This window comes from Rhizobium sp. NXC14, assembly GCF_002117485.1.
In the GTDB taxonomy this organism is placed as follows: domain Bacteria; phylum Pseudomonadota; class Alphaproteobacteria; order Rhizobiales; family Rhizobiaceae; genus Rhizobium.
The window spans coordinates 305,943-326,640 of sequence record NZ_CP021033.1; the positions used below are offsets into that span (position 1 = coordinate 305,943).

Here is a 20,698-nt window from a genome sequence, read left to right on the forward strand (position 1 = left end):
CATGACCCGCCAAATCAGGCTGAACGCCTTCGATATGAATTGCGTCGGACATCAGTCGCCGGGGCTCTGGCGCCATCCGCGCGACAAGTCCTGGACCTACAAGGATCTCGACTATTGGGTGCATCTGGCAAAGACGCTAGAGCGGGGCAAGTTCGACGGGCTGTTCATCGCCGACGTGCTCGGCGTCTACGATGTGCTGAACGGCAATGTCGATGCGGCACTGCGCCATTCCGCGCAGGTGCCGGTCAACGATCCGCTGCAGCTCATCCCGACGATGTCTCACGAGACCGAGCATCTCGGCTTCGGCCTGACCGCCTCACTCTCCTTCGAGCATCCCTACACTTTCGCCCGGCGCATCTCGACGCTTGACCACCTGACGAAGGGGCGTGTCGGCTGGAACATCGTCACCTCCTATCTCAACAGCGGCGCGCTGAATATCGGCCAGCCCGCGCAGACGAAGCATGACGATCGTTACGATCTCGCCGAGGAATATCTCGAGGTCTGCTACAAGCTGTGGGAGGGCAGCTGGGAGGACGGTGCCGTCGTTCGCGACCGGGAAAGCGGTATCTTCACCCATCCGGACAAGGTCCATCCGATCAACCATTCCGGCAAGCATTTCAACGTGCCCGGCATCCATTTGAGCGAACCCTCGCCGCAGCGCACGCCGGTACTCTACCAGGCCGGCGCCTCCAGCCGCGGCAAGGATTTCGCCGGCGCCCACGCCGAATGCATCTTCGTCGCCTCGCCGTCAAAGGCCGTGTTGAAACGCTATGTCGCCAATGTCCGCAAGGCAGCCGAGCGCGTCGGCCGCAACCCACGCGAAATCCTTGCCTTCAACCTGCAGACTGTGGTGCTCGGCGAGACGGATGCCGAGGCGCAGCGCAAGTTCAACGAATACCGCAAATACGCCTCCTTCGAGGGCGCATTGACGCTGATCTCCGGCTGGACGGGCATCGATTTCGGTCAGTTCGCACCCGATGAGGTGCTGCGGCATCGTCATACCAATGCGGTGCAATCGGCCGTCGAGACCTTCACCACGATTGATCCCACAAAGGAATGGACGGTACGCGAAATGGCCGATTGGGTCGGCGTCGGCGGCTTCGGTCCAGTTTTCGTCGGCTCGCCGCAGACAGTCGCTGATCTGATGCAGGAATGGATCGACGATACCGATGTCGACGGATTCAACCTCGCCTATGCCGTGACGCCCGAGAGTTTCGAGGATGCCGTCGACCTGCTGGTGCCGGAATTGCAGAAGCGCGGCGTCTACAAGACCGAATATGCCAAAGGAACGCTGCGGGAAAAGCTTGGAGGAGCAGGCCCACGGCTTGTCGCGCCGCATCCGGGGGCGGCCTACCGCAATCTGCTTAGCGAACCGGCGCGCCTGGCCGCCAACGGTTGAACAAATAATAGCTGCTGAAAAAATGTCTCGCGAACCCCGATCATTCGAATTTTATTGAGGCCGTCACCGAGCCATGCGACGCCGACCCCCACAGCGCTCAGGTAAGCGGGTCATCCGCGGGTGCCGCCGCCGCTTCAGAGGCGATGTGGCAGCATTCGGCCGCTGAATATTTGGCTCTTGATAATCGCGTGCTCGCAAGGCAGGAGAGTGGCATCGCGGAGACTGGATGCAGATGACGACATTGGCGGATTCGCAGGGCCTGGAGATTTCGCATGAGGGGCATCACACCCGTCTGAAATGGCACCGGCTGCGCAAGCGCGTTGCCGATCCCCTGTTCTCCGCCGAAGTGATGGCGGAAGGTTTTGCGGCAGGCGCCTCGATGGAACTCGATCTGCGCGTGCGTGCCGACGGCGGCTTCGCCGTGCTGCACGACAGGGAGCTCGAAGGTGAAACGACGGGCCGCGGACCAATCGCTGCCAAGAACGTTGCCGACCTCCGCGATGTCAGGATGAAGGACGGCGCCCGGCCGCTGATCCTTAGCGAGGATCTTGCCGACATGATGCAGTCAACGCATCCGGCCGCATTGCTGCAATTCGACATGAAGGACGATTACGAAGCTGTCGGCACCCGCGGCATCGAGCATCTTGCGGTGCATTTCCGTGACATCACCGCCTCGGTGATCGTCAGCGGTGGCAGTCTCGACCTCATTGTGGCGGTCAAGGAAAAGCTTCCACATCTGCTGCGCGGCATCGATCCGACCGAGAAACTTCACGATATCCGTCAGGCCAGCGGCTGGAGGGCGGCCGAAATGGAACTGCGCGCCGACCTTCGCGGTCCGACCGAACCTGACACCGTCTATCTCCACTGGCAGCTGATCCTTGATGCCGCCGAGGATGGCTTCGACCTGATCGGACTCTGCCGGGACGAAGGCAAACGCGTCGATGCATGGACCTTCACCTTGAAGGATCCGGAGGCTGGATTCAGCGATGCGGAATGGCGGAACTTTTCGGCGCTGATGGCCCTGAAGCCGGACCAGATCACCACCGACGAAGCGCCGGCGACGGAACGCGCATGGCGCCGTCGCATCCCCGGCTAACTGGCGAGCGTCAGTCCCGCGCTCTCAAGGATGAAGGCAAATTCACCTGCGAGCCCCGGCGCATGGGCGACGACAGGGCCGCCATCGGCAAGTAGACGGCCGACCGGCGGCATCACAACCGTGGCGCCGGCCTCTTCGGCGATCAGCGCACCGGCGAGCATATCCCAGGCATTGAGGTGACGTTCGTAACAGAGGTCAGCGGCGCCCTCGGCGACGCGCACCAGGTCAATGGCGGCTGCGCCCATGCGCCGATAATCCATGCCGCGCTCATGAAGTCGCCTGGAGAGCGCGAGATACTCGTCGAAGCTCGTTTTGCGCGAATGCCCGAGAATAATGAGCGCACTGGCGGGATCGGCAGTCGTCGCCGCATGGATCGGCAGCCCATCCTTGAAGGCTCCGCCGCCGCGAACAGCGTGAAAGACTTTATCCTCAGCAGCGTCGTAAACGACGCCGATCTCGATCTTGTCGCCGACGACAAAGGCGATCGAAACGCCCCAATAACGGAACCCCCTGATATAGTTGGTCGTGCCGTCGATCGGATCGACGACCCAGGTGCCGGCTCCTTCCGATTGCCCGCCGCTCTCTTCTCCCATGAAGGTATCGTCCGGGAAGCGCGAGATGAGCCCCTGGCGGATCGCCTGCTCCGCTCTCCCGTCGGCGATGGTGACGAAGTCCTGCAATCCCTTGCTTTGAACGGCGAGAGTGCCGGGATCCGACTCGCGCCGGAACCTGGCTGTCTCCCGTCCAACCTCGAGCGCAACAGCAATGGCTGCCTCAGCCCGTGCACGGATGGCAGCGGCGTCGAATGCGGCATTCATCAGGCGGTCCTTCTTCTTATCAATGTCACCGGCGTGGACTCGACACGCGCCGTCAGCTCCGGTTCGGCCATCCGGCTGATCAGCAGGTCGACGGTTTGTTCTGCCTGGATGTCGCATGGCTGGCGGATGGTCGTCAGGTCGTAGGCGGTCCACGCGGCCTGGGGGATGTCGTCATGGCCGATAATGCGGAGCGGCGGCGTCTCGTCGCGGCTCCTGCCCTGCATGACGCGGTCGATCACCCCGCAGGCCATGTAGTCATTGGCGCAGAACAGCCCATCGATGCCGGATGCAGCCAGGTCGGTTGCCGCGTCATAACCGCTCCGATAGTCGTTGATTTTGACCTGCAGGAACTGCCCCTCAACGCCAAGCTGCTTGCAACGGGCGACGAAGGCCTCGCTGCGACGTCGCGCCGTATAGGATCTGGCCGGGGCGGCCATCACGGCGGGCTTACGCACGCCGCTATCGATCAGATGGCTGGCCGCCAGATGACCCGCCATGCTGTCGTCGGAGATGATGCGGTCGACAAAAGGAATGTCGTTGCCCTTGTTGATCAGGACGATCGGCACGCCTTCGGCCGCGCATTGTTCGCAGATTTCGGTCGGCGGTGCGTCCGACGTGACGATGACGCCTGACACGGCGTAATGCAGCAACTGGCCAATGACCGTTGAAGTATCCGCCTCCTGTGAGGTTGGCAGCAGGATCGGGCGGAAGTTACGGGCGAGCAGCGCCCGGGACAGATGCTCGATCTGCAGCGTGCGGAACGGGTTGTCGAAACCCGCGGCGACGAGACCGACGAGATCGGAACGCTTGTTGGTGAGGCTTCGGGCAAGATAATTCACTCGATAGCCGAGTTCCTTGGCGGCCTGATAGACCTTCTCGCGCGTTTTCGGCGAAACGCTGGCATCCGGCGTGAAGGCGCGCGACACGGCGGCGCGCGAGACGCCGGCCACCCGCGCCACGTCGAAGGAGGTTACCTTGCGCGGTCCCTTGTCCTTGTCAGCCAAGTGCTTTCTCCTTCGTCGTCGGCGGCCGCATCAGATCGGGCAGATCGGTGCAGATGCCGAGAACCGGGAGTTTCATGAGGTCATCGAGAATGGTCCGCCGCTCTTCGTGCCAGAGCACGATCTCGCGGCCCACCTCGAAGGCACGATGCAGCAGCGACTCGGTCACCAGATCCTGCGGACGCTCCCCTGCCCTTTCCCAGCAGAGATGGAGGATATCTGCGCCGGCCTCATCACCGAGAGCATGCGGATCGTGGCCGACGCGGATCAGCACCGAGAGCGGAAAATCGCAGGCAGCGTCCCTGAGTTCGCGCACCTGAGCGGTATCGAAGGAGCCAAGGCAGGCAAAGCGCTGGTTCATTTCGACAAGGTGCTGCCAGCATCGGATGCCGGTCCCCGGCGCCTTGAGCTCGACATAGAGGCCGGTCCCCGTCTCTCGAGCGAGAGCGGCGACCTGCGAAAAGCTCGGCACGTCGACGCCGTCAAGGTCGGCAAGCTCCGCTGCCGTCATTTCCGAGATGCGCCGGTCGATGCCGTAGACCCGGTCCAGATGGTCGTCATGCGAGACGACCACCACGCCGTCGCCGGTCAGCTGCGTGTCGAGCTCCCACATCTCGGCGCCGAGTTCGGCTGCGCGGCGGAACGCGGCGATAGTGTTTTCGCGTTCATGGCCGCTGGCGCCGCGATGGCCGATGCAGAAGGGAAGCCGGCCCTTGGCCGTCGGCCAGCCATAACGTTCGAAGAAGGTCGAAAAATCGCGGGTCATCAGAGCCTCGTTCCGTTCTCGTCGAAGACGAACACGCCGCGGCTGTCGATCCCCCAGGCGACATCGTCGCCGACGTGAATATCGTTGCGCGCCGGCTGGATCGAGCGTAGCAGCGGACCGCCGGCAAGACGCACGTCGTAAAGATTTTCTCGCCCTTGCGTTTCGGCGAAGGTGATCTTGCCGGTCACGGTGATGTCGCCGGCCGGCGTAAAATGCTCCGGCCGGACGCCAAGCATCAGCTTGCTGCCTTCGGCGGCGCCGATCGCGTCGGGCAACGACACCCGGATCTCACTTTCCGGAATTGCGAAAGCGCCGTTTTCCATGACGCCGCGCAGGAAGGTGATCGGCGGATTGCCGAGAAAGCCGGCGACGAAGGCGGTCCTCGGATCGTTGTACATCTCGGCCGGCGTGGCGATCTGGACGATCTCGCCCTCCTTCATGATAGCGATACGGTCGCACATGCTCATCGCCTCCACCTGGTCATGGGTGACGAGGATGGCGGTGATGCCGGTCTCGCGCTGCAGGCGTCGGATCTCCGAGCGCATTTCAAGGCGCAGCTTGGCGTCGAGGTTGGCGAGGGGTTCGTCGAGCAGCAGCACGTCGGGCTTGCGGATCAGTGCCCGGGCCAGCGCCACACGCTGCTGCTGGCCGCCGGAAAGCTCGGCCGGCCGGCGGCTCATCAGATTGCCGATGTGAACCAGGGCTGCGATACGATCGACCTCTTTGCGGATCTCGGCGGCAGGCGCGCCCTTGACCTTCAGAGGAAATCCAATGTTCTCGGCAACCGTCATATGCGGGTAGAGCGCATAGGACTGGAAGACGACACCGACATTGCGGGCTTGGCTCGGCAGGTCCGTGACATCCCGATCGCCGAAAAGGATGCGTCCGCCGGTCGGCCGGTGGATGCCGCAGACTGCAAAAAGCGTCGTCGACTTGCCGCAGCCGGACGGGCCAAGCAGCGCCAGCATCTCGCCGCCGGCGACCTCGAGCTGCATGTTCTCGATGACCTTGGTGGAGCCGAAGCTCTTCGAGAAATTGTCGAGGAGGATGCGCATCAGCCTTTGCTCCCGCCGCCGTAGATGTTCATGAGGTATTTGTTGAAGAGCGCATAAGCGATCAGCACCGGAATGAGGTAGAAGAGGCCGACCGCCTTGAACATGTTGAAATCGTAATTGTTGTCGTCGGCAAGGAAGCCAGCGAGATAGACCGACAGCACCTGCACCTGGTTGCCCGGCGCCAGCACCTGCGGCAGGATGAACTCGCCCCAGCCGGACAGGAAGGAGAACAGGCCCAGCGCCATGATGCCGGGCTTGACCTGCGGCAGCACCAGGCTGCGCCAAACCCTGAAACGCGATGCGCCGTCGACGACGCCGGCCATTTCGATTTCCCAGGGTACGGTGTCGTAGAAGCCTTTCATCAGCCAGATGCCGAGCGGCAGGTCGATCGCCGCCTTCACCAGGATGACGCCGATCAGCGAGTTATAGAGGCCTATCATCTGCAGCACGATGAAGATGGCGATGATCAGCGTCACGGACGGGAAGGCATGCAGCACCATGACGCCGGCAAGGAAGAAGCCACGCGCCGGCACGTTCAGGCGCGAGAGCACGTAACCGGCCATCGACGAGACGATGAGCACGACGCTGGTGGTGCTGGCTGCAAAGAGCAGCGTATTCACTGTCACCTGCCAGATGTTGGCTTTGCCCGGCGTCGTCTGCCACAGGAAACGCCAGTGATCGAGCGTCAGGCCCGACGGCAGCAAGGCGTCCTGCTGCTTTATCGTCACGGTGTCGAGGAAGAGATAGACATACATCAACAGCAGCGGCAGGCTGACGATGGTAAGCGCCGCCATGACGGGCCAGCTGCTGTAATTTGCCGAGGGTTGGGATCGTTCGGCCATGATCAATCCTCGATCAGGGGCTTGGCGACAAGCGTGCGGTAGTTGAAGACTCGCAGATAGAGGAGCGACAGCATCACGCCAATGACGACGAGCACCAGCGCCATGGCGGCTCCCAGCCCGTATTCGAGATTGCCGGCATAATTCCTGAGCGCGGTGTGATAGGCGGAGAGCGCCCAGACCTCGGTCGCGTTGCCCGGCCCGCCATTGGTGGCGAGCAGGATTTCATTGAAGGAGGCGAGCAGCGACAGCGTCTGATAGCAGGTGACGAAGAGGATCGGCCAGCGCATCTGGGGCAGGATGATGTAGCGGATCTGCTGCCAGCGTGAGGCGCCGTCGACCTCGCTCGCATAGAACTGGCTCTTCGGGATGGCCTGCATCGCCGACGAGAACACCAGCATGCCCATCGAGGCGCCGATGAAGCCGTTGATCAGCACGACGAAAAACCAGGCATTATAGGCGGTATCGAGCAGATAGTTCTTCGGGGGGTAGCCGAACTTGCCCATCAGGATGGAGATGAAGCCGCTGTCCCAGGCGAGCCACTTCCACAACATGACGTAGATGACGACGGGCGTGATGCGCGGCAGGAGCCAGATGCCGCGAAAGATCGAGGCCGGCGTCGCAGGCATGTAATGCGTCCAGATGGCAAGCAGCAGAGCATAACCGACGTTGAAGAGCATCAATACTAGCGCGACATAGAGCACGGTATTGAAAAGCACACGCGCCATGTCGGGCGATCTGGTCATGCGTGAGAAATTGTCGGTCGTCCAGGTCCAGCCGGTATAGGTGGTCTTGGCGACGGTTTCCTTCTGCTCCGGCGTCAGCTTGAACCCCAGTCCGTCCAGCGACGAAAACAGCTGTTCCTTGCTGTCGAAGCGCGTATTGAGGACGGAGCGGTTGAACTGTTCGGAGATCTGTTTGACCTCGCGCGTCGAAGGTCGTTCGGCAAGATCCTTGATCATACGTTCGGCCTCGCGCCGCGTCGCAAAGACCTCGCCGGCGTGCTTGGCGCGCAACTCAGCCGCGATCGCAGGCGCAAGGCCGAGGCTCTCCACGGCCTTGAGGCCGGCTTCGTCGATCGTGTAGCGCGGCTCGGCCAACTCGGCCGCGATCTCCGGCATTACCGATTTCAGCGTGATCAACGAATTGGGTGCGATCTGATAGACACCTCCTGAAATGCCGGTCGCCGTGGTCATGTTCGTCATAGAAAAGACTGCCGTCAGAACGACCGGCATCAGGAAGAAAAGCACGATCATAATCGCCGCAGGCGCGATCATCACCAGGCCGAGCGTTCTGGACGATTTCATGGAAGCCTCCTCGAAGGGATCGATCGGGCGGCGGGTCGCCGCCGCCCGGAGGGACGCTTCGATCTTAGCGGATGACGATCTTGTCGCCGAGCGTGCTTTTCAGCTCGCTTTCGGCGTCGCCGACTGCGGCGTCGACTGCCTTGGCGCCGGTCCAGGAAGCTTCGAGGTTCTTCCACATGATGTTCCAATAGGTGCCGAAATCGGAATTGTTCGGCATCGCGTTGGCATGCGGCAGCAGGCGTTCGGTGGCTTCGCGGGTCCAGCGGTCGGCGGAATAGAAATCGACCTGGGACTCCGCCTCGGAAATGCCGAGATGGGCCGATTTGACCGCATGCAACGCATTGGTGCGGGGCTCAGAGGCGATCTTGACCAGCTGGGCAGCGATCTCCGTATCATCCTGGCTGTGACCTGCGGTCAGGAGATAGACGAGCGGATGCGTCAGCGTATTGGCCTTGCCACCTTCGCCAGCCGGTATCAGCGTGAAGATCACGTTTCCGAAGAAATCCTTGAGGCCTTCCTGGTTGACGAGACGGGCATAGTGCCAGGTGCCGCCGTCCCAGATGCCGGCCTTGCCGGTGGCGACTTCCTTCCACCACTGGTCGCCCGGCATGCCGATGTGGTTCTTCTTGGTGACGCCTGCTTTAACGGCGTCGGCAAAGAACTGATAAGTGCGTGTCATCGCGGCCTTGTCGAAAACGAGCTTGCCACCTTCTTCCATCGTGCCGCCGAAGCTGGTGTAGAACTGCCAGTAATCCGGACCGTTGCTGGTGCGCGGATAAAAGCCGTAGCCGGGCTGGACGAGGCCTTTGTCCTGCATCTTCTTGGCGTCTTCGAGCAGGTTCTTCATCGTATACTTGCCGTCCTGCACGTTCTGAGGCAGGGCGTCGAGATCGGCGTCGCTGTAGCCGATCGCCTTCATGTAAGGCTTCCAGAAGAACATCGGTCGGGATTCGGCATCCTGCGGGATGCCGTAGACGGTGCCGTTGTAGGAGGCGATCTTCAGAAGATTTTCGTAGATGCCGTTGAGCGGCCAGGAATCGAGGTCGACATAATCCTCGATCGGAACGATCAGGCCGGATTGCGACCAAGGCGCGATGTCCTCATGGCCGCTGACGACGATGTTCGGGGCGGTCTTTGCTTCTGCGGCAAGGGTCAAGGCCTGTTTGAAGTCTTCCCAGGCGCTATAGGGCTTCTTCTCGACGGTGATTTTCAGATCTTCGCCCTTGAGCGCGGCTTCGCGCTGCAACTGCTGAGCCGCGATCTCGATGGCATCGAGACGATAGACGTCGTTCGGGCCGGTGCCGCCGGCCCAGACGCTGATGGTGACGTCCTTGGCAAGTGCGAATACGGAGGTCGAGGCCAGGATGGCAGCCGCGATAGTAAGGGATTTCAACGTCGGCAAAATGGTCATCTTCTTCATCTCCCCAGAAGAGCAGTGTGAGGCCTCTTTGACGGGTCATCACTGGTGTTGACGACCGTTTCGAAAGCCCGCGAAAACGTGACGAGTCCCGCTCTATGGGCTTGTTGTAACGGCCGAATGACAAAATTGAGCACGTGTGCAAAATTATTATGACGATGTCCGCGGCACTTGCAAGCGGCGGTGTTCGGCGAGCATCTTTTATGCTTCAAATTGCGCCTTTCCTGGTCTAGCATCCCACCCATGAGCCTTGAATCCGTCCGCGCCTTCTTCGGCACCCACGCACCCGACATCGAAATCATCGAAACCGCCGAGAGCTCCTCGACGGTGGCGCTTGCCGCCGAAGCCCATGGCGTTGAGCCCGCCCAAATCGCCAAGACGATATGCCTGCGCGTCGGCGAGCAGATGATGCTGGTCGTTGCCGGCGGTACGGCACGGCTCGATAATCGCAAGTTCAAGGACACTTTCGGGGCCAAGGGGCGCATGCTCGATGCCGAAGAGGTCATGGCGGTCACCAGCCATCCCGTCGGCGGTGTCTGCCCGTTCGGCCTGCCCTCACCGCTGCCTATTTATTGCGATATTTCGCTGAAACGCTTCGATGAAGTGGTGCCGGCGGCCGGCTCGACCAATTCGGCCGTGCGCATCGCCACAGGAAGGCTGGCCGAGCTGACCGGCGCCAGCTGGGTCGACGTCTGCCAATAAAGCGGCCGAAAAACTTCAAACAGAAGAAAGACGACCTATATTCTATCCCGACATGCCGTGATTGTGCATGACAGGAGACCAGGAATGCCGAGTACCGTTTCGCGTTTTGCCAAGATGGCGGCCATTGCCGTACTGACGAGCGCTACCGTTTTTGCCACGATCAGCGATGCCGATGCGCGCCGCGCCGGCGGCTTCGGCGGGTTCGGAAGCCGTGGCACCCGTACTTTCAGCGCGCCTCCGGTTACCCGCACGGCGCCTGCCCCGGCTGCCCCCATTGAACGCTCGATGACGCCGCGCCCGCAAACGACCGCCCCCTATGGCACGCAGCAGCCCGGCTACGCCCAGCAGCGCCCGGGTTTCTTCAATGGCTTCGGCCGTTCGATGATCGGCGGCCTGATCGCCGGCGGCCTTCTCGGCATGCTGCTCGGCCATGGTTTCGGCGGCGGTTTCGGCTTCCTCGGCATGCTGCTGCAGATTGCCTTGATCGGCGGCGCCATCATGTTCGCCATGCGCTATTTCGCCAACCGCCGCCAGCCCTCTTACGGCATCGGCGGCCAGAGCCGGTCCGCCGGCCAGTCCTTCAACATGGCGCCCACGAACAATTCGTCGTTCCAGATTCCGGCGATCGGCTCGGGCGCCGGTTACGGCGGGCAGTCGCGCCGCGATCACCCGAGCGACGAGATCGGGCTGACCCAGTCGGATCTCGACCAGTTCGAGGAGTTGCTGACTAAGGTGCAGACCGCTTACGGCGCCGAAGACTACAGCACGTTGCGCCGGCTGACGACGCCCGAGGCCATGTCCTACCTGGCCGAGGAACTGGGAGAAAACGCCACCAACGGCGTGCGCAATCGTGTCTCCGACGTCAGGCTGCTGCAGGGCGATATTGCCGAGGCCTGGCGCGAGAACGGCCAGGAATATGCGACGCTTGCCATGCGTTATTCCTCCATCGATGCCATGGTCGAACGCGACAGCGGTCGTGTCGTTTCCGGCGACGACCGCCGTCCGAGTGAAAGCATCGAAATCTGGACCTTCGTGCGCAAGCCGGGCGCGGATTGGAAGCTCGCTGCGATTCAGGGCACCGGCCAGCGCGCCGCCTAAAAAAACCAGCCGCTATGGATGCCACCAAGCTGACAACCAGCTTGGGCGGCATTTCTAATTCACTGCCACCGGCTTGGAGCGCATGCGGGAGACGGTCTCGCGTTCGGCCCGCTTGCAGCGCATCGGCGGCAGACCGCGATCCATCAGGTTCATGTCTTCCAGTACCATGTCGCCCATCTTCTTGAAGGCGCTGTCGAGCGCTCCGGCCCGGTGCGCCGAGCGGATGAAGCCTTTCAGGCTGCGTACCGGATGATCAGACGGCAGTGGCTCCTCGGGGTAGACGTCGCTCGCCGCAAGGATATGGCCGGACGCCACGGCCGCCATCAGCGCATCAAAATCGACGACGTCGGCGCGGCTGAGCAGGATCAAGGCGGCGCTCCTGCGCATGCTGGCAAAGGCGTCAGCGCCAAGAAAACCCTTGTTTTCACTGGTGACGGCCGCGACGACGAAGACGAAATCGCTCTTCGTCAGCACATCTTCAAGGCTCGCAGGTTCGACGCCGTTTTCCTCGAGGATCGAGCGCGGCAGCCAGGGATCGAACACCCTGATGCGCGCTCTGAAGCCGGAAAGGACCCGGCGCAGCGCCTTGCCGAGATCGCCGAAGCCGACGATGCCGATCTCGGAACCGGCGATCAGCCGCGCACCTGCATTGCCCTCCCCGCCCCAAAGCTCGCTGCCTTCGCGAAAGGCGACGTCAGCATCGATGATCCCGCGCGCCAGTGCCAGCGCAAAGCCGAGCCCGATTTCGGCGACCGGCTCGGCAAAGACCTGGCCTGTCGTCACGACATGGATACCGCGCTCGAAGAGCAGGTCATAGGGCATGTTGTTCAGAAGATTGCTTTCGACGTTGAGGATCGAGCGCAGAGCCGGCATTCTGGCGAGCGTTTCGGCCGAAAGCGGCGGCTGACCGATGATGTAGCGGGCCCGGCCGAGGATTTCGTCGCCGAGACCGGCGATATTCTCCGGATCGGCTTCGACGATCTCGTATTTCGCATGCAGTTCGGTGCGCGCCTTGTCGCTGAAGATCAGGTCGAGCGTGCGCGGCTCGGGCGCGCTGATCGCCAGCGGTCGTTCGGCATTCGTCATGGACATCTCCTCCATCGCGGCGGTAGGCGCCGCCTCGGCTCTTCGATTGATAGCTTCTGTGCGAAACGCTTTCCAGTTCGTGATGCTTCGCTACATCGGGTGGAAGCGGCGACGCTGTCGAAAGCGGCATTTGCCTATCAGATAAGCAATTGAATTGCCTTGCTATTCCTTAGAGTTTTCGTTGACGACATAAATTCCTTGAACTAGCCTGCGCGCACGTCTTTGCTGGCCGCCGCCACATACCGGAAAACTTAAGAGGGGATCGAGCAATGAAATCAGCATTCAAGAGCAGCTTGCTGGCTTTGGCCGGCATCGCGCTTCCTGCCGTCGCCTCCGCCCATCCCGCGATCGGCGAAGCGGCGGGTTTCAGCCATGGCTTTGCCCATCCGATATCCGGCCTCGATCATATCCTCGCCATGGTGATGGTCGGCATTTTCGCCTTTCAGCTCGGCGGCCGCGCCGTATGGCTTGTGCCGACGACCTTCGTTCTGGTGATGGCACTCGGCGGTCTCCTTGGCGTCTCCGGTATCAATGTTCCCTTTGTTGAAACCGGTATCGCGCTTTCAGTCGTCGTGCTTGGCGCCGTTGTGGCGTTCAATGTCAAGGCGCCGCTCGCCGCAGCGGCCGGTATCATCGGCCTTTTCGCCATTTTCCATGGTCATGCGCACGGCGCTGAAATGCCGGAAAATGCTGCGGGCGGCGCCTATGCCGCCGGTTTCATGGTCGCCACGGCACTGTTGCACGCCGCTGGCCTCGCGCTTGGCTACGCCGTCGGGCACGCCGGCAAACGTCAAGGCGTGTTGGTGACGCGCACGGCCGGCAGCATTGCTGCCCTCGCCGGCGTCGGCCTCCTGTCCGGCTTGATCTGAGCCTGACGCCATCCCAGCCGGCCCCGCAGGGGCGGCCGCACCTGATATCGCAGTCACCAAACGCCCGGCAACACCTTGCCGGGCGTTTTTTCGTCGCCTCGCAAATTGCTACAGACTTGATTTAAGTCAAATCCATCGGCGCCGGGGCAGGCTATATATGGTGCATGATCAACGAACCGACGGGCATCCAAATTGACGCAGGGCCGTCTTGCAGATTGTCGGCCGGGTCCGAAAGTCTGTATAGTAGTTTCAGAAATTTCTGAAATCACAGACGACACGGAAACGACCATGAATCTTCCGCCTCTTGTCCAGTCCTTTGTTCTCCATTTCGGCGAAATGGGCTCGCGCTGGGGGATCAACCGCACAGTCGGCCAGATCTACGCCCTGCTCTTCGTCTCCCCTGCACCGCTTTGCGCGGAAGAGATCGCCGATTCTCTCGGCATCTCGCGGTCCAACGTGTCGATGAGCCTGCGTGAATTGCAGGCCTGGAACCTCGTCCTGCTCAAGCACAAGCCGGATGACCGCCGCGATTTCTTCACCACGCCGGATGATGTCTGGCAGATATTGCGGACGCTCGCCGAGGAGCGAAAGAAGCGGGAAGTCGATCCGACGCTGTCGGTTCTGCGCGAGATCCTGATGCAGCGCCCTGCCAGCGAAGCCGAGCGCTATGCCCAGGAGCGCATGGGCGAGATGCACACGCTGATCGAACAACTGACCCATTGGTATGAAGATGTGAAACAACTTGAAACGGAAAGGCTCGCAACGTTACTCTCGCTTGGCGCGAAAGTGACAAAGCTTCTGGAGGCCAAGGACCGGGTCGTCTCGCTCGGCCGAGCCCGCCGGCCGAATCCTGCGAACAAGAGTTAGCGCCATGGGCACTGCTTTCTTCGACGCGACAAACGAAGTGGAAATCCGGCCGCGCAATTGCGAGCCGCTATCGTCGCACTCCGACGCGGGAAAAGGCCAGTTGCGCAATGCGGCGATGCTGCAGGCGCTGGCCGCCGCCTTCTGGATCCCGCAGGCGGGATTGCTGGCCGTGTCGGTCGATCGTATTGCCGATGGCGGCGGGCTGCACAACGTGCTTTGGCTGGCCTTCGGCATCCTCGCCCTTGGATTGATAAAAAGCTGTCTGGAGGCGGCTGGCGGCCGTCTGGCCTTCCGGGCCGCACGCACGGAACTCACTCGCAAGCGCCAACTCGCTGTCGCTGCCCTTTCCCAATCGTCGCCGACCGACCGCGGCCGGCCGGCATCAGGCAAAGCCGCAAGCGTCATCGGCGAACAGGCCGAACTCATCGTGCTCTATCTCGCGCGCTTCCAGCCGGCACGCATCAAGGCGAGCCTTGTGCCGTTCGTCATCCTTGTCTTTATCATGCCGGTCTCCTGGGTCGCCGCTCTGGTCCTGCTGCTTGCCGCGCCGCTGATCCCCATCTTCATGGCGCTGATCGGTTGGCGCGCCCAGGCGGCAAGCGAAAGACAGCTTGTCGCAACCGGCGGTCTCAACTGCTTCCTGCTCGATCGGCTGCGCGGACTGACGACGATCCGCGCGCTCGACGCAGTCGATGCAACGGCCGGGCGGCTGCGTCACGAGGCGGAATTGCTGCGCGCGCGCACCATGTCCGTGCTGAAGGTCGCCTTTCTGTCCTCGGCGGTGCTCGAGCTTTTCGCCGCCCTCGGCGTGGCGATGATAGCCGTCTATGTCGGCTTCAGCCTGCTCGGCGAAATCCGCTTCGGAACCTGGTCAGGCCGGCTCGATCTGGAGGACGGCTTGTTCATCCTGCTGCTCGCGCCCGCCTTCTTCGAGCCGCTGCGTGAACTCTCGGCCGTTTGGCATGACCGGGCGGCCGGTGAATCGGCGCTGAAGGCCCTGGATGGGCTTGCCGCCGATGCTTTGCCGATCGCCGGGGCGGCTGAGGCAGTGTTAACCGCTGGCGGCAAGGCTCCTGACATCTACCTCGAAAATCTTGCCTTCCGTTACGGCGCCGACGAGCCGCTTGTCCTCGACGGCTTCAACCTAAAAATCGCTGCCGGTGAACATCTGGCGCTGCTCGGCGCCAGCGGTTGCGGCAAGTCGACGCTTCTTTCGCTGATATCAGGGCTGGCGCCATGTGGCGGCCGCATCGTCGTCGGCGGCATCGAACTTCGGGATGAAACTGCCGCCATCCTGAGGGGTGCGATGGCATGGATCGGCCAGAAGCCGCATATCTTTGCCGGCACCGTCGCGGCCAATATTGCGCTCGGAAGGCCCGGCATCTCACGCGGCAATGTGGCGGACGCGCTCGATGCCGTCAGCCTCGGAAAGGTGGCCGACGCCTATGGCAGCCGGCCGCTCGGAGAAGGCGGGATCGGGCTTTCCGGCGGCGAGGCGCTGCGGCTTGCGATCGCGCGCGCGGCCTGCAATCCGCATCTGGAGATCATTCTGGCCGACGAGCCGACCGCCCATCTCGACGCCGCCACCGCGGCTGATGTGGCAGAGAGCCTGCTTGCGCTCGCACGGGGCCGTACCCTCGTCGTTGCGACACACGATCCGCAGCTTGCTGCTCGCATGCATCGAACTGTCCGCATCGACACCGATTTCGTCATGAGGGAGGCCGCCGAATGAGTTTCCTTGTTGCAGACATCAGACCGATCCTCATTCTGTTCTTTGCCGAGCGCCGGCGCGCGCTGCTGCTCGGTGCTGCGCTTTCGGCAGCGACGGTGACGGCGGGCATTGCACTGCTGGGCCTGTCCGGTTGGTTCATCACAGCCACCTCGCTTGCCGGCCTTTCGGCCGTGGCTGCCATGACCTTCGACGTCTTTGCGCCGGCTGCCGCCATCCGCCTGCTCGCCATCATCAGGACAGCGGCTCGCTACGGTGAAAGACTTGCCACCCATGAGGCGACGCTCGGTGTGCTCGCCGCGCTCCGCGAGAGGCTGTTTCGCGGCTTTGCCGAACCGGGTGCCGCCCGGGCTCTCTTGCGCTGCCCCGCGCGGTTGCTCTTCCGGCTGACGGCCGATATCGATGCGCTCGATTCCCTCTATCTCCGCATTCTCGTGCCGGCCGCCGTCGCAATCGGCGCAGCACTGGCTGCGAGCGTGGTGCTGGGGCTGATGCATCCCTTGTTCGGCCTATCCTTCGGCCTCTTTCTCGCCGGCGCCGGCCTCGGCCTGCCATGGATCGGCGGCCGCGCGGCGCGCAAGCATGCCCGCCGGCGCGCCCATGGCATCGAGGCCCTGCGCTCTCGGACGATCGATCTCGTCGCCGGCCAGACCGACCTGCTGATGGCCGGCCGGCTTGAGGCCCAGAGGAGCGCGATTGCTGCTGCCGACAGCTATGCCGCTCATGCCGATGACGGGCTGAATCGCGTCGAAACCGGTCTGGCCTTCGGCTTCGGCCTCGTCTCGGCCTTGCTGCTGACGGCTTCGTTGCTTGCCGTGGCGGCGCTTGGAGAGACGAAGGCGATCACCGCGCCTGTCGCGGCCCTCGGCCTGCTCGTCGCCTTGGCGGCCGTCGAACCCTTCGCGGCGCTGCGTCGCGGCGCCCTGGAACTCGGCCGGACGCTGCTGGCAGCGAGACGCATCTCGCCAAGGCTTGCCGCCGCGGCGGCAACGGAGCCATTGGCGCTACCGATGCCCGGATATGCCTTTGCACTTGCTGGCGCGTCCGCCTTCCATGAAAATTCCGCGGTGCCTGCTCTTGAGAGCATCAAGCTTGCGCTACGGCAGGGCGAACGGCTGGCAGTCATCGGCGCGAGCGGCGCGGGCAAATCAAGCCTGCTGGCTCTGCTTTCCGGCGAATTGCAGGCGAGGTCGGGAACCGTCGCCGCAGTGACGGCGACCCTGCTGACGCAACGGACGGAACTCTTCGAGGATAGTCTGCGCGGCAATCTGCTTCTTGCCGATCCGGATGCGAGCAGGGCCCATCTGCACGATGCGCTCGCCGCCGCCGGCCTGCTGGCCGATGTCGATGCCATGCCGCAAGGGCTTGAGACGCGGCTCGGCGAAGGCGGCCTCGGCCTTTCCGGCGGCCAATCGCGCCGGCTGGCGCTTGCCCGGCTTTTCCTGCGCGATACGCCGCTCTGGCTGCTAGACGAGCCGACCGAAGGCCTCGACGGCGCCACCGCCCGCGATGTGCTCCAGCGCCTGTCGGCGATGGCAGCGGGCCGCTCGCTTGTCATCGCGACCCATATCCGCCGCGAGGCCGCGATTGCAGACTGCATCGCCGTCATCGAAGGCGGCCGCATTTCAGAGATTTCGCGCCGCGGAGAGGCGGCGTTCGAAAAGGCGCTCGACCGGCTTCGGCCGGATTGAGCCAGACCCGCATGCCCTCAGGCGCCAGCCGGCGCTGAGGAACGCTCCGTACCCCGTGGGACCGTGGGAGAAAGACAATGGAATTAGATATCGTCGCGCTATCGCGCTTCCAATTCGCGCTGACGGCGCTTTACCACTTCCTGTTCGTGCCGCTGACGCTCGGCCTTTCCGTGCTGCTGGCGATCATGGAAACCGTCTATGTCATGACTGGCCGCCAGATCTGGCGGCAGATGACGAAATTCTGGGGGACGCTGTTCGGCATCAATTTCGTGCTCGGCGTGGCCACCGGTATCGTCATGGAATTCCAGTTCGGCATGAACTGGAGCTATTACAGTTACTATGTCGGCGACATCTTCGGCGCGCCGCTGGCGATCGAGGGCCTGATGGCCTTCTTCCTCGAGGCGACCTTCGTCGGACTGTTCTTCTTCGGCTGGGACAAGCTGTCGAAGGTCGGCCACCTCGTCGCTACGTGGGCGGTGGCGCTCGGCTCTAACTTTTCCGCACTTTGGATCCTCATCGCCAACGGCTGGATGCAGAACCCGGTGGGATCGGCGCTCAATCCGCAGACGATGCGTATGGAGATAACAAGCTTCTTCGACGTCGTCTTCAACCCGGTCGCCCAGGCGAAATTCGTCCATACGGTGTCGGCGGGTTACGTCTGCGCTTCGATCTTCGTGCTCGGCGTCTCGGCCTGGTATGTGATCAAGGGCCGGCACATCGAACTGGCCAAGCGCTCGATGACGGTGGCGGCATCCTTCGGCCTTGCCTCGGCGCTGTCGGTGGTCGTGCTTGGCGACGAGAGCGGTTATCTCGCGACCGAGAACCAGAAGATGAAGCTTGCCGCCATCGAAGGCATGTGGAAGACCGAGCCGGCTCCGGCCGCCTTCACCGCCTTCGGTTTCCCGGATCAGGAAGCACGTGAAACACATTTCGCCGCGCATATCCCCTGGGTCATGGGTCTGATCGGCACGCGGTCGCTGACAACAGAGATTCCCGGTATCGACAAGCTCGAACAGCAGGCCGAAACCCGCATCCGCGACGGCATCAAGGCTTACGACGCGCTGATGCAGATCCGCGCCGCACCCGCACAGGATCAGGTGGCGCAGGAAGTCCGCACTTCCTTCGAGGATCTCGGCCACGATCTCGGTTACGCCCTTCTTCTGAAGCGCTATGTCGACGATCCGCGTCAGGCGACCGACGCGCAAATCGCTCAGGCGGCGCGCGATACCATCCCGCACGTGCCGACGCTCTTCTGGTCCTTCCGCATCATGGTCGGCCTCGGCATCTTCTTCATCCTGCTGACATCAACCTTTTTCTGGCTGTCGGCGCGGCGCCATCTCGACAAGTATCCGCTGCTTCTGAGGATTGCCGTTCTAGCGATTCCCCTCCCCTGGGTCGCCATCGAGCTTGGCTGGGTGGTTGCCGAATTTGGCCGCCAGCCCTGGGTGATCGAAGGCGTGCTGCCGACGGCGGCGGCCGTCTCCAGCCTCGGCGCAGGCACCGTGCTTTTGACGATCATCGGTTTTGCCGCGCTTTACACGGTGCTGATCGTCATCGAGATGAGGCTGATGATCAAGGCGATCCGCCAGGGACCGGAGCCGGACGACGAGCCGGAAGCCGTCCTGATTTCCGAAACCCTCGTCCCGGCCGCGGAGTGACCTGCTATGATCCTTCACGAACTCATCGATTATGAAACCCTGCGCGTCATCTGGTGGCTGCTGCTCGGCGTGCTGCTGATCGCCTTTGCGACGACAGGTGGCTTCGACCTTGGCGTCGGCACGCTGCTGCCTTTCGTCGCCAGGACCGATACGGAACGGCGCGTGGCGATCAACACGATCGGCGCCACCTGGGAAGGCAACCAGGTCTGGCTGATCCTCGGTGGCGGCGCCATCTTCGCCGCATGGCCGCCGCTTTATGCAGTCTCCTTCTCGGGCTTTTATCTCGCGATGTTTGCGATCCTCCTAGCGCTCATTCTTCGTCCGGTGGGTTTCAAATATCGGTCAAAGCGGGACAGTTCGCGCTGGCGCAACGGCTGGGACTGGGCGCTCTTCATCGGCGGCTTCGTGCCGGCGCTGATCTTCGGCGTCGCCGTCGGCAATGTGCTGCAGGGCGTGCCCTTCCGCTTCGCCGACGATATGCGGATTTTCTACGAAGGCTCGTTCTTTGCCTTGCTCAACCCCTATGCGTTGCTCTGCGGCCTGCTCTCCGTCGCCATGCTGACCATGCATGGCGCGGCCTGGCTGGTGCTGAAGGCGCGCGGGCCGGTTGCGGAACGGGCGAGGAGTTATGGCAGCATCGCCGCCCTTGCCGCGATCTTGCTGTTTGCCCTCGGGGGCCTCTTCCTGTGGTTCGGTGTCGGCGGCTACCGTATCACCAGCGATATCAGCCCGATCGGACCTTCCAATCCGCTGCTGAAAACGGTGGTGATCGAAAAGAGCGCCTGGCTTGCCAATTACACCGCCCATTCCTGGATGATCCTGGCACCCGTCCTCGGCTTTGCCGGTGCGGCATTGGCCTTCATCGCCATGCGGGCAAGGCGCGAGGTGATGACGCTGCTCTTCAGCAAAGTCGCGATCTTTGGCATCATTTCGACGGTCGGTCTCTCGATGTTCCCGTTCATCCTGCCCTCCTCGCTCGATCCGCGATCGAGCCTGACGGTCTGGGATGCATCCTCCAGCCATATGACGCTGTTCATCATGCTCGTCGTGTCGGTAATTTTCCTGCCGATCATCTTTGCCTACACCGCCTGGGTCTACAAGGTTTTGTGGGGCAAGGTCGACGAGAAGTCCGTCACCGACAAGAACAGTCACGCTTACTGAGGGAGACGAAACGATGTGGTATTTCGCATGGATCCTTGGCCTGCCGCTGGCAGCCGCCTTCGCCGTCCTCAACGCCATGTGGTACGAGCTGATGGACGATGCCGCCAGAAAGAAGGCGTCAGAGGCGCAGAAGTAGACA

General features: G+C 62.6%; 19 protein-coding genes. 11 read left to right on the forward strand and 8 right to left on the reverse strand.

Annotated features, from left to right (window positions below; genetic code table 11):
* Position 1: 1 nt before the first annotated feature.
* Both NXC14_RS29470 and NXC14_RS29475 read left to right on the forward strand, forming a co-directional pair.
* On the forward strand, positions 2-1,399 hold the full coding sequence (locus NXC14_RS29470; RefSeq protein WP_085781555.1) for an LLM class flavin-dependent oxidoreductase: 1,398 nt from the start codon (positions 2-4) through the stop codon (positions 1,397-1,399).
* A 226-nt stretch (positions 1,400-1,625) separates the two neighbouring features.
* A complete protein-coding gene (locus NXC14_RS29475; protein WP_085781556.1) occupies positions 1,626-2,495 on the forward strand; it encodes a glycerophosphodiester phosphodiesterase family protein in 870 nt (289 codons plus the stop codon).
* Here NXC14_RS29475 and NXC14_RS29480 read toward each other — a convergent pair.
* From NXC14_RS29480 to NXC14_RS29510, 7 genes are all read right to left on the reverse strand, one after another.
* Positions 2,492-3,313 (reverse strand): inositol monophosphatase family protein, encoded by an 822-nt coding sequence (locus NXC14_RS29480; protein WP_085781557.1) that lies wholly within the window; start codon positions 3,311-3,313, stop codon positions 2,492-2,494. The genes NXC14_RS29475 and NXC14_RS29480 overlap by 4 nt on opposite strands.
* Positions 3,313-4,317 (reverse strand): LacI family DNA-binding transcriptional regulator, encoded by a 1,005-nt coding sequence (locus tag NXC14_RS29485; RefSeq protein WP_085781558.1) that lies wholly within the window; start codon positions 4,315-4,317, stop codon positions 3,313-3,315. The genes NXC14_RS29480 and NXC14_RS29485 overlap by 1 nt, the downstream gene beginning before the upstream one ends.
* On the reverse strand, positions 4,310-5,080 hold the full coding sequence (locus tag NXC14_RS29490) for a glycerophosphodiester phosphodiesterase (RefSeq protein ID WP_085781559.1): 771 nt from the start codon (positions 5,078-5,080) through the stop codon (positions 4,310-4,312). The genes NXC14_RS29485 and NXC14_RS29490 overlap by 8 nt, the downstream gene beginning before the upstream one ends.
* Entirely contained in the window at positions 5,080-6,135 is a 1,056-nt protein-coding gene (locus tag NXC14_RS29495; RefSeq protein WP_085781560.1) for an ABC transporter ATP-binding protein, read from the reverse strand. Before NXC14_RS29495 ends, NXC14_RS29490 begins: the two co-directional genes overlap by 1 nt.
* Entirely contained in the window at positions 6,135-6,977 is an 843-nt protein-coding gene (locus tag NXC14_RS29500; protein WP_085781561.1) for a carbohydrate ABC transporter permease, read from the reverse strand. The genes NXC14_RS29495 and NXC14_RS29500 overlap by 1 nt, the downstream gene beginning before the upstream one ends.
* Before the next feature lie 2 nt (positions 6,978-6,979).
* A complete protein-coding gene (locus tag NXC14_RS29505; protein WP_085781562.1) occupies positions 6,980-8,281 on the reverse strand; it encodes a sugar ABC transporter permease in 1,302 nt (433 codons plus the stop codon).
* A 64-nt stretch (positions 8,282-8,345) separates the two neighbouring features.
* A complete protein-coding gene (locus tag NXC14_RS29510; protein WP_085781563.1) occupies positions 8,346-9,692 on the reverse strand; it encodes an extracellular solute-binding protein in 1,347 nt (448 codons plus the stop codon).
* A 249-nt stretch (positions 9,693-9,941) separates the two neighbouring features.
* Here NXC14_RS29510 and NXC14_RS29515 point away from each other — a divergent pair, with 249 nt between their 5' ends.
* Together NXC14_RS29515 and NXC14_RS29520 are read left to right on the forward strand one after the other, a co-directional pair.
* On the forward strand, positions 9,942-10,400 hold the full coding sequence (locus NXC14_RS29515; RefSeq protein ID WP_085781564.1) for a YbaK/EbsC family protein: 459 nt from the start codon (positions 9,942-9,944) through the stop codon (positions 10,398-10,400).
* Positions 10,401-10,484: 84 nt separating this feature from the next.
* Positions 10,485-11,498 carry a Tim44 domain-containing protein gene (locus NXC14_RS29520; RefSeq protein ID WP_085781565.1) on the forward strand — a complete coding sequence of 338 codons (1,014 nt, stop codon included), beginning with the start codon at positions 10,485-10,487 and terminating at the stop codon, positions 11,496-11,498.
* Between the two features lie 54 nt (positions 11,499-11,552).
* Here the strand turns inward: NXC14_RS29520 and NXC14_RS29525 are convergent, their stop codons facing one another.
* Complete coding sequence (locus NXC14_RS29525; RefSeq protein ID WP_085781566.1) at positions 11,553-12,584, reverse strand: hydroxyacid dehydrogenase; 1,032 nt, start codon at positions 12,582-12,584, stop codon at positions 11,553-11,555.
* A gap of 269 nt (positions 12,585-12,853) precedes the next feature.
* On the opposite strand from NXC14_RS29525, the gene NXC14_RS29530 reads away from it, so the two are divergent.
* From NXC14_RS29530 to cydX, 7 genes are all read left to right on the forward strand, one after another.
* Positions 12,854-13,453, forward strand: coding sequence for a HupE/UreJ family protein (locus NXC14_RS29530; protein WP_085781567.1), 600 nt, complete (start codon positions 12,854-12,856; stop codon positions 13,451-13,453).
* A 288-nt stretch (positions 13,454-13,741) separates the two neighbouring features.
* A complete protein-coding gene (locus NXC14_RS29535; RefSeq protein ID WP_085781568.1) occupies positions 13,742-14,320 on the forward strand; it encodes a GbsR/MarR family transcriptional regulator in 579 nt (192 codons plus the stop codon).
* 4 nt (positions 14,321-14,324) lie between these two features.
* Positions 14,325-16,052: a thiol reductant ABC exporter subunit CydD gene (gene cydD / locus NXC14_RS29540; protein ID WP_085781569.1), complete on the forward strand. Its 1,728-nt coding sequence runs from the start codon at positions 14,325-14,327 to the stop codon at positions 16,050-16,052.
* Positions 16,049-17,740, forward strand: coding sequence for an ATP-binding cassette domain-containing protein (locus NXC14_RS29545; RefSeq protein ID WP_085781570.1), 1,692 nt, complete (start codon positions 16,049-16,051; stop codon positions 17,738-17,740). The genes cydD and NXC14_RS29545 overlap by 4 nt, the downstream gene beginning before the upstream one ends.
* 77 nt (positions 17,741-17,817) lie before the next feature.
* Positions 17,818-19,398: a cytochrome ubiquinol oxidase subunit I gene (locus tag NXC14_RS29550; RefSeq protein WP_085781571.1), complete on the forward strand. Its 1,581-nt coding sequence runs from the start codon at positions 17,818-17,820 to the stop codon at positions 19,396-19,398.
* Positions 19,399-19,404: 6 nt separating this feature from the next.
* A complete protein-coding gene (gene cydB / locus NXC14_RS29555; RefSeq protein WP_085781572.1) occupies positions 19,405-20,559 on the forward strand; it encodes a cytochrome d ubiquinol oxidase subunit II in 1,155 nt (384 codons plus the stop codon).
* 13 nt (positions 20,560-20,572) lie between these two features.
* Positions 20,573-20,695, forward strand: a complete 123-nt coding sequence (cydX, locus tag NXC14_RS29560; protein WP_085781573.1) for a cytochrome bd-I oxidase subunit CydX — start codon at positions 20,573-20,575, stop codon at positions 20,693-20,695.
* Positions 20,696-20,698 lie beyond the last annotated feature (3 nt).

Bases quoted from the DNA above. Each gene is read 5' to 3' on its own strand.
- cydB (WP_085781572.1), top strand. From the start codon at position 19,405: ATGATCCTTCACGAACTCATCGATTATGAAACCCTGCGCGTCATCTGG.
- NXC14_RS29505 (WP_085781562.1), bottom strand. From the start codon at position 8,281: ATGAAATCGTCCAGAACGCTCGGCCTGGTGATGATCGCGCCTGCGGCG.
- NXC14_RS29510 (WP_085781563.1), bottom strand. From the start codon at position 9,692: ATGACCATTTTGCCGACGTTGAAATCCCTTACTATCGCGGCTGCCATC.
- NXC14_RS29475 (WP_085781556.1), top strand. From the start codon at position 1,626: ATGCAGATGACGACATTGGCGGATTCGCAGGGCCTGGAGATTTCGCAT.
- cydD (WP_085781569.1), top strand. From the start codon at position 14,325: ATGGGCACTGCTTTCTTCGACGCGACAAACGAAGTGGAAATCCGGCCG.
- NXC14_RS29490 (WP_085781559.1), bottom strand. From the start codon at position 5,080: ATGACCCGCGATTTTTCGACCTTCTTCGAACGTTATGGCTGGCCGACG.
- NXC14_RS29515 (WP_085781564.1), top strand. From the start codon at position 9,942: ATGAGCCTTGAATCCGTCCGCGCCTTCTTCGGCACCCACGCACCCGAC.
- NXC14_RS29525 (WP_085781566.1), bottom strand. From the start codon at position 12,584: ATGACGAATGCCGAACGACCGCTGGCGATCAGCGCGCCCGAGCCGCGC.
- NXC14_RS29535 (WP_085781568.1), top strand. From the start codon at position 13,742: ATGAATCTTCCGCCTCTTGTCCAGTCCTTTGTTCTCCATTTCGGCGAA.
- NXC14_RS29480 (WP_085781557.1), bottom strand. From the start codon at position 3,313: ATGAATGCCGCATTCGACGCCGCTGCCATCCGTGCACGGGCTGAGGCA.
- NXC14_RS29520 (WP_085781565.1), top strand. From the start codon at position 10,485: ATGCCGAGTACCGTTTCGCGTTTTGCCAAGATGGCGGCCATTGCCGTA.
- cydX (WP_085781573.1), top strand. From the start codon at position 20,573: ATGTGGTATTTCGCATGGATCCTTGGCCTGCCGCTGGCAGCCGCCTTC.
- NXC14_RS29470 (WP_085781555.1), top strand. From the start codon at position 2: ATGACCCGCCAAATCAGGCTGAACGCCTTCGATATGAATTGCGTCGGA.
- NXC14_RS29530 (WP_085781567.1), top strand. From the start codon at position 12,854: ATGAAATCAGCATTCAAGAGCAGCTTGCTGGCTTTGGCCGGCATCGCG.
- NXC14_RS29495 (WP_085781560.1), bottom strand. From the start codon at position 6,135: ATGCGCATCCTCCTCGACAATTTCTCGAAGAGCTTCGGCTCCACCAAG.
- NXC14_RS29500 (WP_085781561.1), bottom strand. From the start codon at position 6,977: ATGGCCGAACGATCCCAACCCTCGGCAAATTACAGCAGCTGGCCCGTC.
- NXC14_RS29550 (WP_085781571.1), top strand. From the start codon at position 17,818: ATGGAATTAGATATCGTCGCGCTATCGCGCTTCCAATTCGCGCTGACG.
- NXC14_RS29545 (WP_085781570.1), top strand. From the start codon at position 16,049: ATGAGTTTCCTTGTTGCAGACATCAGACCGATCCTCATTCTGTTCTTT.